The 13,357-nt window shown below is 67.2% G+C and carries 14 protein-coding genes; 6 read left to right on the forward strand and 8 right to left on the reverse strand.

What is annotated here, in order from left to right:
- Nucleotides 1–19: 19 nt before the first annotated feature.
- Nucleotides 20–265: an acyl carrier protein gene (locus tag ACA097_RS25395; RefSeq protein WP_371366792.1), complete on the forward strand. Its 246-nt coding sequence runs from the start codon at nucleotides 20–22 to the stop codon at nucleotides 263–265.
- A 12-nt stretch (nucleotides 266–277) separates the two neighbouring features.
- Here ACA097_RS25395 and ACA097_RS25400 read toward each other — a convergent pair whose 3' ends face one another.
- The 6 genes from ACA097_RS25400 to kdpF form a co-directional block, all read right to left on the reverse strand.
- A complete protein-coding gene (locus ACA097_RS25400; RefSeq protein ID WP_371366794.1) occupies nucleotides 278–970 on the reverse strand; it encodes a response regulator in 693 nt (230 codons plus the stop codon).
- Complete coding sequence (gene kdpD / locus ACA097_RS25405; protein WP_371366796.1) at nucleotides 967–3,672, reverse strand: two-component system sensor histidine kinase KdpD; 2,706 nt, start codon at nucleotides 3,670–3,672, stop codon at nucleotides 967–969. The genes ACA097_RS25400 and kdpD overlap by 4 nt, the downstream gene beginning before the upstream one ends.
- A gap of 76 nt (nucleotides 3,673–3,748) precedes the next feature.
- The gene (gene kdpC / locus ACA097_RS25410; protein WP_371366798.1) at nucleotides 3,749–4,321 is read right to left on the reverse strand and encodes a potassium-transporting ATPase subunit KdpC; all 573 of its coding nucleotides are present in this window, start codon (nucleotides 4,319–4,321) and stop codon (nucleotides 3,749–3,751) included.
- 12 nt (nucleotides 4,322–4,333) lie between these two features.
- On the reverse strand, nucleotides 4,334–6,412 hold the full coding sequence (kdpB, locus tag ACA097_RS25415) for a potassium-transporting ATPase subunit KdpB (protein ID WP_371366801.1): 2,079 nt from the start codon (nucleotides 6,410–6,412) through the stop codon (nucleotides 4,334–4,336).
- A gap of 9 nt (nucleotides 6,413–6,421) precedes the next feature.
- On the reverse strand, nucleotides 6,422–8,194 hold the full coding sequence (gene kdpA / locus ACA097_RS25420; RefSeq protein ID WP_371366804.1) for a potassium-transporting ATPase subunit KdpA: 1,773 nt from the start codon (nucleotides 8,192–8,194) through the stop codon (nucleotides 6,422–6,424).
- Nucleotides 8,191–8,283 carry a K(+)-transporting ATPase subunit F gene (gene kdpF / locus ACA097_RS25425; RefSeq protein WP_371366806.1) on the reverse strand — a complete coding sequence of 31 codons (93 nt, stop codon included), beginning with the start codon at nucleotides 8,281–8,283 and terminating at the stop codon, nucleotides 8,191–8,193. The genes kdpA and kdpF overlap by 4 nt, the downstream gene beginning before the upstream one ends.
- A 447-nt stretch (nucleotides 8,284–8,730) precedes the next feature.
- On the opposite strand from kdpF, the gene ACA097_RS25430 reads away from it, so the two are divergent.
- From ACA097_RS25430 to ACA097_RS25450, 5 genes are all read left to right on the forward strand, one after another.
- Nucleotides 8,731–9,192, forward strand: a complete 462-nt coding sequence (locus ACA097_RS25430; RefSeq protein ID WP_371366808.1) for a hypothetical protein — start codon at nucleotides 8,731–8,733, stop codon at nucleotides 9,190–9,192.
- Between the two features lie 61 nt (nucleotides 9,193–9,253).
- Nucleotides 9,254–10,099 carry a DUF692 domain-containing protein gene (locus tag ACA097_RS25435; RefSeq protein WP_371366810.1) on the forward strand — a complete coding sequence of 282 codons (846 nt, stop codon included), beginning with the start codon at nucleotides 9,254–9,256 and terminating at the stop codon, nucleotides 10,097–10,099.
- Nucleotides 10,092–10,877 (forward strand): DUF2063 domain-containing protein, encoded by a 786-nt coding sequence (locus tag ACA097_RS25440; RefSeq protein ID WP_371366812.1) that lies wholly within the window; start codon nucleotides 10,092–10,094, stop codon nucleotides 10,875–10,877. Before ACA097_RS25435 ends, ACA097_RS25440 begins: the two co-directional genes overlap by 8 nt.
- A 13-nt stretch (nucleotides 10,878–10,890) precedes the next feature.
- Nucleotides 10,891–11,313, forward strand: coding sequence for an organic hydroperoxide resistance protein (locus ACA097_RS25445; protein WP_371366814.1), 423 nt, complete (start codon nucleotides 10,891–10,893; stop codon nucleotides 11,311–11,313).
- A gap of 350 nt (nucleotides 11,314–11,663) precedes the next feature.
- Entirely contained in the window at nucleotides 11,664–12,008 is a 345-nt protein-coding gene (locus tag ACA097_RS25450; protein WP_371366816.1) for a cupin domain-containing protein, read from the forward strand.
- Between the two features lie 20 nt (nucleotides 12,009–12,028).
- Here ACA097_RS25450 and ACA097_RS25455 read toward each other — a convergent pair whose 3' ends face one another.
- Together ACA097_RS25455 and yghU are read right to left on the reverse strand one after the other, a co-directional pair.
- The gene (locus ACA097_RS25455) at nucleotides 12,029–12,163 is read right to left on the reverse strand and encodes a hypothetical protein (protein WP_371366818.1); all 135 of its coding nucleotides are present in this window, start codon (nucleotides 12,161–12,163) and stop codon (nucleotides 12,029–12,031) included.
- A 221-nt stretch (nucleotides 12,164–12,384) separates the two neighbouring features.
- Nucleotides 12,385–13,221 carry a glutathione-dependent disulfide-bond oxidoreductase gene (gene yghU, locus ACA097_RS25460; protein ID WP_371366820.1) on the reverse strand — a complete coding sequence of 279 codons (837 nt, stop codon included), beginning with the start codon at nucleotides 13,219–13,221 and terminating at the stop codon, nucleotides 12,385–12,387.
- Nucleotides 13,222–13,357: the final 136 nt, after the last annotated feature.

Here is a 13,357-nt window from a genome sequence, read left to right on the forward strand (position 1 = left end):
TGCGGTTGAAGGAGTGCTCATGAACGACGCAACCCATGCACGGCTGGTGTACCAGGCTCTCTACAACGTGGCGCCCGACCTGGAGGAGGAGTCCCTCGACCCGGAGGTCCGCTTCGACGAGCAGTTCGAATTCGACGAGACGGATTTCGCGCGCTTCGTGGCGGAGCTGCACCGCCTGACCGGCGTGACGATTCCGCATCAGGACTACCCGGAGCTGGCGACTCTGGCCAATGTGGTGGCCTACCTGGAGCGCAGGCACGGCTGATCGGGGCCGAGGCTAGGGCACGAAACGATAGCCGACGCCGACCTCCGTCAGCAGGTGGCGCGGTCGGGCGGGGTCCTCTTCGATCTTCTTGCGCAGGTTGGCCATGAATACCCGCAGATAGTGGGTGTCTTCCGTGTGGCTGGGGCCCCAGACCGCCCGCAGCAGGTGCAGGTGGGTCAGGACCCGGTCGGGGTGCGTGCACAGGTGGACCAGCAGGCGGTACTCCAGGCGGGTGAGGTGCAGCGGTTCGCCATGGCGTTCGACGCTACGCCGATTGAGGTCGATGCGGACCCCGCCGAAGCTGACCTGCGCGCCGGCCTCGGTGTCGTGCGGGTGGCGGCGGCGCAGTTGGCTGCGCACCCGTGCCAATAGCTCGCCGGTACCGAAGGGCTTGGCGAGGTAGTCGTCGGCGCCGCTGTCCAGCGCGCTGATCTTCGAGGCTTCGCTGTCTCGTGCGGAGAGCACGATGATCGACACCTCCGACCAGCTGCGCAGGTCGCGGATCAGTTCGATGCCGTCGCCGTCGGGCAGCCCCAGGTCGAGGATGATCAGGTCGGGCGCGCGGGAGCCGGCTTCGAGCAGGCCGCGTTGCAGACTCTCGGCCTCGTATACATCCAGACCCTCGGACTCCAGGGCCATGCGCACGACGCGGCGGATGGTGGCGTCGTCCTCGACCACCAGTATCCGTGCGGGGAGTTCGCTCATGGCAGCCTCTGCGTATCGTCGGGTTCGTCTTCCACTGGCACCTGGGGCGGTTCGCCGCGGGGCAGGGTGATGAGGAAACGCGCGCCGCCGCCGGGGCGGTTGCTGGCGCTGATGCTGCCGCCGTGGGCTTCGATGATGGTCCTGCAGAGCGCCAGGCCAAGGCCCATTCCGGGGATGGCGCTCTCCTTACGGCCACGTTCGAACTTGTTGAAGATGGTCGCTTCGCGCCCGGGCGGCACGCCGGGGCCCCAGTCGTCGATCCATAGCTCGAAGCTCTTGCGGCGGGCGGCGGCGCCAATGTGGATGGGGGTGCCCGGCGGGGTGTACTTGGCGGCATTCTCCAGCAGGTTGACCAGGACCCGTTCGAACAGCACGGCATCGACCTGCACCAGCGGCATGTCGGCGGGCAGGGCGACCTCGACCTGGCGTTCGCCCAGTGCCAGCCGGCAAGTCGCCAGGGCGCTGCCGATGGTTTCCTCGAGCGGTTGCCAGGCGCGCTTGAGCTCGACCGCACCGGACTCCAGCCGGGCCATGTCCAGCAGGTTGTTGAGCAGGTTGTTCATGCGCAGGCTGAGCTCGCGAATGCCGTTGGCCAGCTCCAGCTGCGTGCCGTCCAGCCTCGGTTCGGTCTGCGCCAGGGATTCTGCCAGGCCCACCAGCGATGTCAGCGGCGTGCGCAGGTCATGCGAGATGGCGCCGATCAGGGAATTGCGCATGCGCTCCGATTCCATCTGCAATGTGCTGCTCTGGGCCACTTCGATGTAGTGGATGCGCTCCAGGGAAATCGCCAGCAGGGAGGCGCAGGTGTCGAGCAGCCGGCGCTGTTCGGGTATGGCCAGTCGCGCGTTGTCGCGCGGCTGTACGGCGAGCACGCCGCGTACACGCATGGGGGCCGTGAGCGGCAGGTAGAGCGTCGGCCCGGCCGGCAGGGTATCGGTGCCGTGCCCGGCGGGCTCCTCCTTGTCGAAGCACCACTGGGCGACCGCCCCATCCACTTCCGCCAGTTCGTCGGTCGGCACTGGCGGACGCAGGCGGTCCTGCAGGTCAGTGACGAAGAGCGCCGAGCGGGCGTTGAACTCGCTGGCGAGGAACTGGCTGGAAATGTCGGCGACCTGTTCGACCATTAGTGCGGCGGACAGCTGCCGGGACATCTCGTAGAGGCCGCGCATGCGGTCCTCGCCGCGTTGCGCGACGCGTGCCTGGTAGGACAGACCGGCGGCCATCTGTCCGATGACCAGGGCGACCACCAGCATGACGGCGAAGGTAACCAGATACTGGACGTCGCTGATCGCCAGGGTGAAGCGCGGCGGCACGAAGAAGAAGTCGAAGGACGCCACCGCCAGGAACGCCGCCAGTACCGCCGGGCCGCGCCCGTAGCGCACCGCGACGGCGACCACGGCCAGGAGGAACAGCATGACGATGTTGGTCAGCTCGAGCACCCGGAGCAGCGGCGTGGCGACAAGGGTGACCGCGACCACCGCGAGGGCGGCCATGAGGTACACGGGCAGGTACGGAGGGGAGCCAGGCCCCCTGGCAGCCACCTCGGTCTTGCCGCCGCGCGCGGCCGGCAAGGCGATCTGCAGCAGGTCGAGGTCGGCGCCCTGGGCGGCGATCCGGTCTGCCAGGCCCGCGCTCCAGCGCCAGCTGCGCGAGCCACCGCGACGGCCGAGAACCACCTTCGACAGGTTGTGCTGGCGGGCATACTTGACCAGGACTTCCGCTTCGTCCTGGCCAGTCAGCACGGCGATTTCGGCACCCAGTTCCTGGGCCAGCTTCAGCGTTCGCAATATGCGCAGCCGGCGCGCCTCCGGCAGGCGCTGCAGTCTGGGCGTCTCGACGTAGACGGCGTGCCATGGCACGTCGAGCTGGGACGCCAGGCGGGCACTGGAACGCACGGTCTTCTCATCCTGTTCATTGATGCCCACGCCCACCAGCAGGGAGCCGCGCGTGCCCCAGACCGGCTGCGACAGGATGCGCCCGCGGTACTCCAGCATCTCGCTGTCGACGCGGTCGGCGGTGCGGCGCAGGGCCAATTCTCGCAGGGCGATCAGGTTGCCCTTGCGGAAGAAGTTGCGCACCGCGCGTTCGGCCTGATGGGCCAGGTAGACCTTTCCTTCCTTCAGGCGCTGCAGCAGGTCGTCGGGCGGCAGGTCGACCATCACCACTTCGTCGGCGCCGTCGAAGATGCGGTCGGGCACCGTTTCCCAGACCCGGATGCCGGTGATGCTGCCGACGATGTCGTTGAGGCTCTCCAGGTGCTGCACGTTCATCGTCGACCACACATGGATGCCGGCGGCGAGCAGTTCCTCGACGTCCTGCCAGCGCTTGGGATGGCGGGAGCCGGCGACGTTGGAGTGGGCCAGTTCGTCGATCAGGATCAGCGGCGGGTGGCGGGCGAGGGCGCCATCCAGGTCGAACTCGCCGAGGCGCCGCCCCTTGTATTCGACCTGCCGCAGCGGCAGCCGCTCCAGCCCCTGCAGCAGTGCCTCGGTCTCGGCGCGGCCATGGGTTTCCACGACGCCCACCAGCACCTGGGTGCCCTGGGCCAGCGCTGCGCGCGCCGCCGAGAGCATGGCGTAGGTCTTGCCGACGCCGGCGCTGGCGCCGAAGAAGATCTTCAGCCGGCCACGCTGTTGCTGGGCTTCCTCCTGCTGTATCTGTGCCAGCAACTGGTCAGGGTCCGGGCGTTGCGTGTCGCTCATCGCGGTCCTGCCTCGAGTGCAGCCGTCACGGTAGGACAAGGATAGTCAGTGCCCTGTCGACAGGTCTGGCGACAGCTCAGTGCGCGCTGTCCAGCGCCAGGTTGAGCAGCAGGACGTTGACCCGCTGGTCGCCGAGGATGCCGTGGGGCGAGCCCTCGGTATGCTCTGCGATCAGCGCGTGGACGCGCTCCAGAGGCAGGTTGCGCAGCCGCGCGACGCGCGGCGCCTGGTATTGCGCGGCGGCCACGCTGATGTGCGGGTCGAGGCCGCTGGCCGAGTGGGTAACCAGGTCCGCCGGCACCGGCGCGGTATTGCCGGGGTCGGCGGCGCGCAATGCGGCGATGCGTGTCTTGATTGCATCCAGCAGCGCGGGGTTGAGCGGCCCCAGGTTGGCGCCGCCGGAAGCGCTGGCGTTGTAGGGCGTGAGCGCCGTCGCCGAGGGGCGGCTCCAGAAGTAGCGCGGATCGCTGAAGGATTGGCCGATCAGTTCCGAGCCCACCGCCTTGCCGTCCTTGAACACCAGGCTGCCTGTCGCCTGGTAGGGAAACAGCGCTTTCGCCACGCCGGTGGTGAGCAGGGGGTAGGCCAGCCCGGTGACCAGCGAGAGGACGAAGAACAGCACCAGGGCGGGACGCAGCAGGGCAAGCATGCGGCTACCTCCTCAGGCCAGGCCGACCAGTGTCAGGGCCAGGTCGATGATCTTGATGCCGATGAAGGGCACGATCACCCCGCCCAGCCCGTAGATCAGCAGGTTGCGCCGCAGCAGCGAAGCGGCTCCCACCGGGCGGTAGCGCACGCCCTTCAGCGCCAGGGGGATCAGGAACACGATGATCAGCGCGTTGAAGATCACCGCGGAAAGCACCGCCGAGTTCGGGCTGCTCAGGTGCATGACGTTCATCGCATTCAGTTGCGGGTAGGTGGTGACGAATGCCGCCGGAATGATGGCGAAGTATTTCGCCACGTCGTTGGCCACCGAGAAGGTGGTCAGCGAGCCGCGGGTCATCAGCATCTGCTTGCCGGTCTCGACCACCTCGATGAGCTTGGTCGGGTTGCTGTCCAGGTCGACCATGTTGCCGGCCTCCTTGGCCGCCTGGGTGCCCGAGTTCATCGCCACCGCCACGTCGGCCTGGGCCAGCGCCGGGGCATCGTTGGTGCCGTCGCCGGTCATGGCGACCAGCCGGCCTTCGCGCTGGTGGCGGCGGATCAGTTCCAGCTTGTCCTCGGGGCGGGCCTCGGCGAGGAAGTCGTCGACCCCCGCTTCGGCGGCGATGGCCGCCGCGGTCAGGCGGTTGTCGCCGGTGACCATCACCGTCTTGATGCCCATGCGGCGCAGCTCGGCGAAGCGCTCGCGGATGCCGCCCTTGATGATGTCCTTCAGCTCGATGATGCCCAGCACTTCGGCACCCTCGCAGACCACCAGGGGCGTGCTGCCGCGCCGAGACACGTCACCCACCATGCTCAGCACCTGGGGCGGGAAGTTGCCGCCCTGGGCTTCGACGTAACTGCGGATGGCTTCCGCCGCGCCCTTGCGCACCCTGCGCTCGCCGAGGTCGACGCCACTCATGCGGGTCTGCGCGGAAAAATGCACGAAGCGTGCGCCGAGCGTCTGGATGTCGCGCTGGCGCAGGTTGTACTGCTGCTTGGCCAGGACGACGACGCTGCGGCCTTCCGGCGTCTCGTCGGCGAGCGAGGCCAGTTGCGCGGCGTCGGCCAGGTCCTTCGCGCTGACCCCGGGAGCGGCGAGGAAGGCCGAGGCCTGGCGATTGCCGAGGGTGATGGTGCCGGTCTTGTCCAGCAGCAGCACGTCGACGTCGCCGGCGGCCTCTACGGCGCGGCCGGAGGTGGCGATGACATTGGCCTGCATCATCCGGCTCATGCCCGCCACGCCCACCGCCGAGAGCAGGCCGGCGATGGTGGTGGGGATCAGGCAGACCAGCAGCGCGATCAGGACGGTGATGGTCACCGGCGAACCGGAGCCGGTGACGGCCACGCCATAGAGCGAGAAGGGCAGCAGGGTCACGGTGACGCCGAGGAACACGATGCTCAGCGCCACCAGCAGGATCGACAGGGCGATCTCATTGGGCGTCTTCTGCCGCTTGGCGTTCTCCACCATGGCGATCATGCGGTCGACGAAGGTCTCGCCCGGGTTGGTGGTGATGCGGATCACCAGCCAGTCCGAGAGCAGGCGGGTGCCGCCGGTAACGCCGGAGAAGTCGCCGCCGGCTTCACGGATGACCGGAGCCGATTCGCCGGTGATGGCCGATTCGTCCACCGAGGCGACGCCTTCGATGACTTCGCCGTCGGCCGGGATCAGCGCCTGTGCCTGGTCGCCGACCTCGACCAGCACCACGTCGCCCTTGCACAGGTCGCTGGCGTGCACCAGTTGCCATTCGGCACCGTAATTCGGCTCGTTCAGTTTCTTCGCCCAGGTCTCCTTCTTCAGCTCGCGCAGCGAGGCCGCCTGCGCCTTGCTGCGACCCTCGGCCAGGGCTTCGGCGAAATTGGCGAAGTACAGGGTGAACCACAGCCACAGCGTGATCGCCAGGATGAAAGCGCTGCTCGCTTCCCCCTGGCCGATCAACGCCTGCAGCCAGAGCGCGGTGGTGAGGAGGGCGCCGATGTAGACCATGAACATCACCGGGTTGTGCCACTGCACGCGCGGGTCGAGCTTGCGCAGGGCGTCGACCAGGGCCGGACGGGCCAGGGTGGGGTCGAACAGGGTGAAGGTCTTTCGGCTCATGGTCGCGGCTCACTTGAACAGCAGCAGGTGCTCGATGCCCGGCCCCAGCGCGAGCGCCGGCACGTAGTTGAGCAGGCCGACCAGCAGCACGGTGCCGATCAGCAGCACCACGAACAGCGGGCCGTGGGTCGGCATGGTCCCGGCGGTGGCCGCCAGGCGTTTCTTCGCCGCCAGGCTGCCGGCGATGGCCAGCACCGGCACCAGCACGCCGAAGCGGCCGAACCACATGGCGATGCCGAGCAGGCTGTTGTAGAAGGGCGTGTTGGCCGACAGGCCGGCGAAGGCGCTGCCGTTGTTGTTGGCCGCCGAGGTGAAGGCGTAGAGGATTTCCGAGAAACCGTGGGTGCCGGGGTTGGCGACCCCCACGCGGCCGGCGTCGGCCATGACCGCGATCGCCGTGCCGCACAGCACCAGGAGGGGCGTGACGAGGATGGCGATGGCCACCATCTTCATCTCGAAGGCCTCGATCTTCTTGCCCAGGTACTCGGGGGTACGGCCGATCATCAGCCCGGCGATGAACACCGCCAGCAGGGCGAACACCAGCATCCCGTAGAGACCGCTGCCGACGCCGCCGAACACCACCTCGCCGAGCTGCATCATCACCAGCGCAACGGCGCCGCCCAGGGGCGTGAAGGAGTCGTGCATGGCAATGACCGCGCCACAGGAAGCGGACGTGGTCACGGTGGCGAAGAGGCTGGAAGCGGCGATGCCGAAGCGCGTCTCCTTGCCTTCCATGTTGCCCGCCGCCGGGTCCACGCCCAGTGCCTGGAATTGCGGGTTGCCCAGCAGTTCGTAGTGGTTCGCGGCGATCACCCCGACCACGAACATCAGCGTCATCGCAATCAGCACCGCCCAGCCCTGGCGCGTGTCGCCGACCATGCGGCCAAAGACGAAGCACAGCGCAGCCGGTATCGCGAAAATCGCCAGCATCTGCGCGAAGTTGCTCAGCGGCGTGGGGTTTTCGTAAGGGTGCGCCGAGTTCGCATTGAAAAAGCCACCGCCGTTGGTGCCCAGCATCTTGATCGCCTCCTGGGAGGCCACCGGCCCCATGGCGATGGTCTGGGTCGGGCTGCTGTGGTCCTCCATCACCGCGTTGCCCTGGGCGTCTCGCACCGGCTGGCCGGTCGGGTCGAGCTTGGGCAACGGGTAATGGCTGACTTCCAGGGTGGTCACGTCCTGGTAGGGAGCGAGGTTCTGGATCGCACCCTGGCTGACCAGGAACAGGGCCAGCAGAAACGACACCGGCAGCAGCAACCAGAGGGTGACGCGGGTGAGGTCGACCCAGGCATTGCCGATGCTCTGCGCGCTGTGCCGGGCGAAGCCGCGCACCAGGGCGATCACCACCACTATTCCGGTGGCCGCGGAGAAGAAGTTCTGCACGGCCAGGGCAAGCATCTGGGTCAGGTAGCTCATGCTGGCTTCGCCGCTGTAGCCCTGCCAGTTGGTGTTGGTGACGAAGCTGATCGCGGTGTTGAAGGCCGAGTCCGGGGTGACCGCGCCGAAGTCCTGCGGGTTGAGCGGCAGCACGGCCTGCAGGCGTTGCAGGAGATAAACCACCACTACGCCGAGCGCATTGAAGAGCAGTACCGAGAGGGAGTAGGGCAGCCAGCCCATCTCGTCTTCGGCGCGGGTCCCGGCGACATGGTAGAGCGGTGCCTCGATGCGCGTCAGCAGGCGAAATCGCCCAGCCATCACGGCATCGAGGTACCAGGCGAGCGGCCACGACAGCGCCAGCAGCGCGATCAGGAAGGCGCCAAGCAGCGTCCACGCCTGGAGGCTCATATGAAGTCCTCCGGGAACAGCAGCGCGGCGATCAGGTAGACGAGCAGTAGCGCGGCGACGATGCCACCGACGACATAGAACAGGGTCACGGCCGCCTCCGGCTCAGTGCCTGGCAGCCAAACGCCAGGCCGAAGATCAGGGCGAGGCAGACGAACGCGAGAATGATGTACGGGACATCCATCACCGGCCCTCCACTGGAGTCCCCAGCGTAGGAGGGGCGGTATCAAGATGCTGCAAAGAATCGAAGAGCCGATATCAAGAAGTTGCTAAGGAAGCCTGCGCGCCCGTGCGGATGAAAGATGGCTGCGTCCGCCGGCAGGCCATACGCCTATGTATCGCTTTGTATCCACGCTTCTCCCTCCGCGCACTGGCATACAAACGCGCGCTACCGCGATACCTCGGCGATACATCGCACGGGCCAAATAGCCCTACCTGAACGAGACAGGCCAACCCTGGCGAAAGTCGCCAACCGCCGCCCTCGCAACGGTATTCCTTCTGACCCGCGGTAAAGCCGCACACGTATCTGGAGAAACACCATGTCCCGTACCTCGTTCTCGAGCAAAACCCGTCTCGGCCTGCTCGCTGTCGCCCTGGCCGGCGGCGCCCTGGCTTCCAACGCGTTCGCTGTCGAGGCACTGCCGCAGGGTTACCAACTGGCTGCTGCCGAGAAGGCTGGCGAAGGCAAATGTGGCGAAGGCAAATGCGGCGCCAGCAAGGCCCAGGCCAAAGCCACCAAGGCCGAGGGCAAGTGCGGTGAAGGCAAGTGCGGCGATGCTTCCTTCAACCACACCGATGCCGACCACGATGGCCGCGTCTCGCTGAATGAGCTGCTGAAGGTCGCGCCGAACGGCGCCGAGGAGTTCAAGGCCATCGACGCCAACCACGACGGCTACCTCTCCGAAGGCGAGGTCTACCAGTTCCGCAAGCACCAGTTCGACTCCAACGGCAACCCGTTCCCGGCCGACCTGTACAGCAAGCTGAGCCAGGCCAAGAACTGACCCCGCCGATCCTCCCGGCGCCCGGCGCCGGGAGGCAATTCACCAGCCGGAGATCACCCCCATGACTGCTGCATCCCTGTTTGGCGCCGGCCTCGGCCTGCGCCGCGCACTGCTCCCGGAGCTGCTGGCGGCCGACGCTGGCGCGGTGGACTTCCTCGAATGCGCGCCGGACAACTGGATCGGCGTCGGCGGCGCCTTCGGCAAGCAACTGGCGAGCCTCGCCGAACGCTTTCCGCTGAGCTGCCACGGCCTGTCTCTCTCGCTCGGCGGGCCGGCGCCGCTGGACCTGGAGCTGCTGCGGCGCACCCGCGAGTTCCTCGACCAGCACCGCGTGCCGCTGTTCAGCGAACACCTGAGCTACTGCTCCGACGACGGCCAGCTTTACGACCTGCTGCCGCTGCCGTTCACCGACGAAGCGGTGCACCACGTCGCCGCGCGCATTCGCCAAGCGCAGGACGTGCTCGGCCGGCGCATCGCCGTGGAGAACATTTCCTACTACGCCGCGCCCTACCAGGCGCTGAGCGAAATCGACTTCCTGCGTGCCGTGCTGGAGGAAGCGGATTGCGACCTGCTGCTGGACGTCAACAACCTATACGTCAACGCGATCAACCACGGCTACGACGCCCATGCCTATCTCGCCGAGCTGCCGGCGGAGCGTGTGGTAAGCATGCATGTGGCCGGGCATTACGACGAAGCGCCGGACCTGAAGATCGACACCCACGGCGCCACCGTGAAGGGCGATGTATGGGCACTGCTGGAGCAGGCTTACCAGCGCTTCGGCGCGCTGCCAACGCTGCTGGAGCGCGACTTCAACTTCCCGCCGCTGGCCGAGCTGCTGGTGGAGATCGAGGCGATCCGCGAACGGCAGAGCGCCGTCATCGCCCTGCCGGAGGTGCGTCGTGCCTGATTCCCTTCATGACCAACTGCAAACCCTGGCCAGCCACGTGCGCGATCCGCAGCGCCATGCACCGCCGCCCGGCATCGAGGCGCGCCGGCTGGCCGTGTATCGCCAGCTTTTCCTCGGCAACATCGCTTCACTGCTGGAGGGTGCCTTCCCGGTGCTGAGCGCGAGCCTTGGGGCGCAGCGCTGGCAGGCCCTGGTCGAGGCTTTCTACGCCGAGCACCGCTGCCAGACGCCGCTGTTCACCGAAGTCGCCGGCGAGTTCGTCGGCTACCTCGAACAGGCTTCCGTCGAGTTGCCGGAATGGGCGGCGGAACTGGCCCACTACGAGTGGGTGGAGACTGCCTTGCTGCTGGGAGAGGACCGCGAAGCGGACCACGACCCCGAGGGCGATCTGCTCGACGGCGTGCCCGTGTTGTCGGCCCAGGCCTGGCCACTGGCCTACGCCTGGCCGGTGGCGGACATCGGCCCCGACTACCTGCCGGACGCCGCGCCGACGGCGCCGACCTTGCTGCTCGCCCGCCGTGGCGCCGATCAGCAGGTGCATTTCTCGCGCCTTGCGCCGCTGGCCCACGCTCTGCTGCTTTCCCTGCAGCAGTGGCAGCTGACCGGCCGCGAACACCTGCAGGCGCTGACCGAGATCAGCGGCATCGAGCTTGAAATCGTTCACCGGCAGGGCCTGGCCCTACTGCAAGCCCTGCGCGATCAGGGTGTGGTGCTCGGCACCCGCCCCAACTGCGCCAACCTGCGCCGGCTGTCGCCGGCCATTCGCCCCACCCACTGACGGAGCCATCGCCATGACCGCGCAACTGGAAAAAGTCCTCTACACCGCTCAAACCCGCACCACCGGTGGCCGCGACGGCCGCGGCCAGTCCACCGACGGCAGCCTCGACCTGCCGCTGAGCCCGCCCGGTTCCGGCCGTCCGGGCACCAACCCTGAGCAGCTGTTCGCCATCGGCTGGTCGGCCTGCTTCATCGGTGCCATGCGCCGCGCCGGCCAGACCCTGGATATCTGCGTACCGGCCGACGTGGCGGTGGCGGCGGAAGTTTCCCTCGGCCATACCGCCGACGGCGGCTTCGCCCTGGCGGCCCAGCTGACGGTGGAACTGCCAGGGCTGCCCGCCGAGGACAAACAGCGCCTGGTGGATGCGGCGCACCAGCTGTGCCCGTACTCCAAGGCCACGCGCGGGAATATCGAAGTGAGTTTCGTGTTGCCGTGAGGGGGAAATGGCGGATAACCCGTTCCGGGTTGTTCATTTGTAGGAGCGAGCTTGCTCGCGAACCAAGCCCCGCTGTGAGGCTGTTCGCGAGCAAGCTCGCTCCTACGAAAAGAGCTTCGACGTCACGCCGCGTCAATCGCAAGTGCTGTTATTGGATCCCCGCGTTCGCGGGGACGACGCCGGAGAGCACGAACCTCATACCCGTCTCTCCCGCGAACGCGGGAGCCCAGTAAAGCCGCCGCACAGCAGGACTGCACGGGCTCGACCGTACGGCTCCTTCGCTATCAGCCCAACTGAATCGGGTCTCTACTGCTTAGAGGGGGGCATTCTCACCCAGCGAGGCAAGCACGATGAGCTACGACGAAGTGGCACCCGAAACCCAAGGCGTCACGGTGCAGTTGCTGACGACGGTCGATCTCGGCCCCGAGATCGAAGGCATGGCTGGGCGACAGCTGCGCATGCGCTTGGTGACCATCGAGCCCGGCGGCGTGTTCGGGCCGGTGCACAACCACATCGACCGCCCCGGCACCGTGTACATTCTGCGCGGCACCATCACCGACCACCGCAACGGCGTCGCCACCGACTACGGGCCGGGCGTGGGCTGGCCGGAGGACCGCAACACCACGCACTGGCTGGAGAACCGCGGCACGGTGGCGGCGGTGGAAATTTCCGTCGATATCGTGCGGGTGGGCTGAGCCCTGTTCGGCGGAACAGTTCAGAGTTGCCCGAAGATCTCGCCGACGTTGACCACCGGCGCCTTGCTGACGGCCAGCTCGCTGGTGGTTTCGGTGTACAGGGCCAGGGCGAAGAGCAGGGCGGGGATGCCCAGGGTGATGAGGTAGTGACGCATGCTGACGCTCCTCGCTCGGCACACTGGCCAAGCGCTGGTTTCTTGTTGTCGGGATCAGCATGGACCGCTTGAGCGCGGCTGAATTGGCATTGGATGACATGGACTTGCCAGTTCGCGACAAGTACGGGCCGCCATTCAGCACGTCGCCCCGGCGGGGGAAAAAGGAGGCCTGCGTGGAGCGTGCTCTGGCGAACATCGCTCCGTCTCTCTAGGCCGGCACCTCAGCGCTTGAAGTCGTCGGCGCCGTGGCGTTCAGGCATAGGCTCTTCGCCCCAGGTCCGGTTGACCTTCACGCCCCGCTGCACCGACGGACGCGCCGCGATCTCATCGGTCCAGCGGCGCACGTGGGTGTAGCTCTCGGCGTCGAGGAACTCCGCCGCGCCATACACCTGGTTGTTCAGCAGCGCGCCGTACCAGGGCCAGATGGCCATGTCGGCGATTGTGTATTCGCTGCCGGCGATGAAGCGGTTGTTTGCCAACTGCCGGTCGAGCACATCCAGCTGGCGTTTGACCTCCATGGCATAGCGATTGATGGGGTACTCGAATTTCTCCGGCGCATAGGCATAGAAGTGGCCGAAGCCGCCGCCGAGGAAGGGCGCGCTGCCGACCTGCCAGAACAGCCAGTTCAGGGTCTGTGTGCGCCCGGCGATATCGCGGGGGATGAAGTGGCCGAATTTCTCCGCGAGGTACAGCAGGATCGAGCCGGACTCGAAGATGCGCAGCTCGGGCGTGACGCCGGTGTCCAGCAGGGCGGGGATCTTGGAGTTCGGGTTGAGCTCGACGAAGCCGCTGCCGAACTGCTCGCCCTGGCCGATGCTGATGGGCCATGCATCGTATTCCGCCGCTACCACACCCAGCTCCAGCAACTCTTCGAGCAGGATGGTCACCTTGACGCCGTTGGGCGTGGCCAGCGAATGCAGCTGCAGCGCATGCTTGCCGCGCGGCAGCGGCTGCTCGTGTGTAGCGCCGGCGACGGGACGGTTGATGCTGGCGAAGGCGCCGCCATTTTCCTTGTCCCAGGTCCAGACGCGCGGAGGGATGTAGGTTTCGTTCGGCATGTCGGTCCTTACCTTGAGGAGAGTGATTGCCGCCAGGTCGGCGGGGCCTAGCCGGTTTTATCAGTCTCAGGGCGGTCGGGGCCAGCATCCCGTGCAGGGCAAGCCGGTCCCGCGGTGCCTCCGCCGCCCGGCGCTG

Origin of the sequence: Pseudomonas sp. QL9, assembly GCF_041409665.1 — a bacterium.
GTDB classification, from domain to species: Bacteria; Pseudomonadota; Gammaproteobacteria; order Pseudomonadales; family Pseudomonadaceae; genus Pseudomonas; species Pseudomonas knackmussii.

Coding starts and splice junctions, on each gene's coding strand:
- kdpB (WP_371366801.1), bottom strand. CDS start 6,412: ATGAGCCGAAAGACCTTCACCCTGTTCGACCCCACCCTGGCCCGTCCG.
- ACA097_RS25400 (WP_371366794.1), bottom strand. CDS start 970: ATGAGCGAACTCCCCGCACGGATACTGGTGGTCGAGGACGACGCCACC.
- ACA097_RS25430 (WP_371366808.1), top strand. CDS start 8,731: ATGTCCCGTACCTCGTTCTCGAGCAAAACCCGTCTCGGCCTGCTCGCT.
- kdpC (WP_371366798.1), bottom strand. CDS start 4,321: ATGCTTGCCCTGCTGCGTCCCGCCCTGGTGCTGTTCTTCGTCCTCTCG.
- ACA097_RS25395 (WP_371366792.1), top strand. CDS start 20: ATGAACGACGCAACCCATGCACGGCTGGTGTACCAGGCTCTCTACAAC.
- kdpD (WP_371366796.1), bottom strand. CDS start 3,672: ATGAGCGACACGCAACGCCCGGACCCTGACCAGTTGCTGGCACAGATA.
- ACA097_RS25435 (WP_371366810.1), top strand. CDS start 9,254: ATGACTGCTGCATCCCTGTTTGGCGCCGGCCTCGGCCTGCGCCGCGCA.
- kdpA (WP_371366804.1), bottom strand. CDS start 8,194: ATGAGCCTCCAGGCGTGGACGCTGCTTGGCGCCTTCCTGATCGCGCTG.
- ACA097_RS25450 (WP_371366816.1), top strand. CDS start 11,664: ATGAGCTACGACGAAGTGGCACCCGAAACCCAAGGCGTCACGGTGCAG.
- ACA097_RS25445 (WP_371366814.1), top strand. CDS start 10,891: ATGACCGCGCAACTGGAAAAAGTCCTCTACACCGCTCAAACCCGCACC.
- ACA097_RS25455 (WP_371366818.1), bottom strand. CDS start 12,163: ATGCGTCACTACCTCATCACCCTGGGCATCCCCGCCCTGCTCTTCGCC.
- yghU (WP_371366820.1), bottom strand. CDS start 13,221: ATGCCGAACGAAACCTACATCCCTCCGCGCGTCTGGACCTGGGACAAG.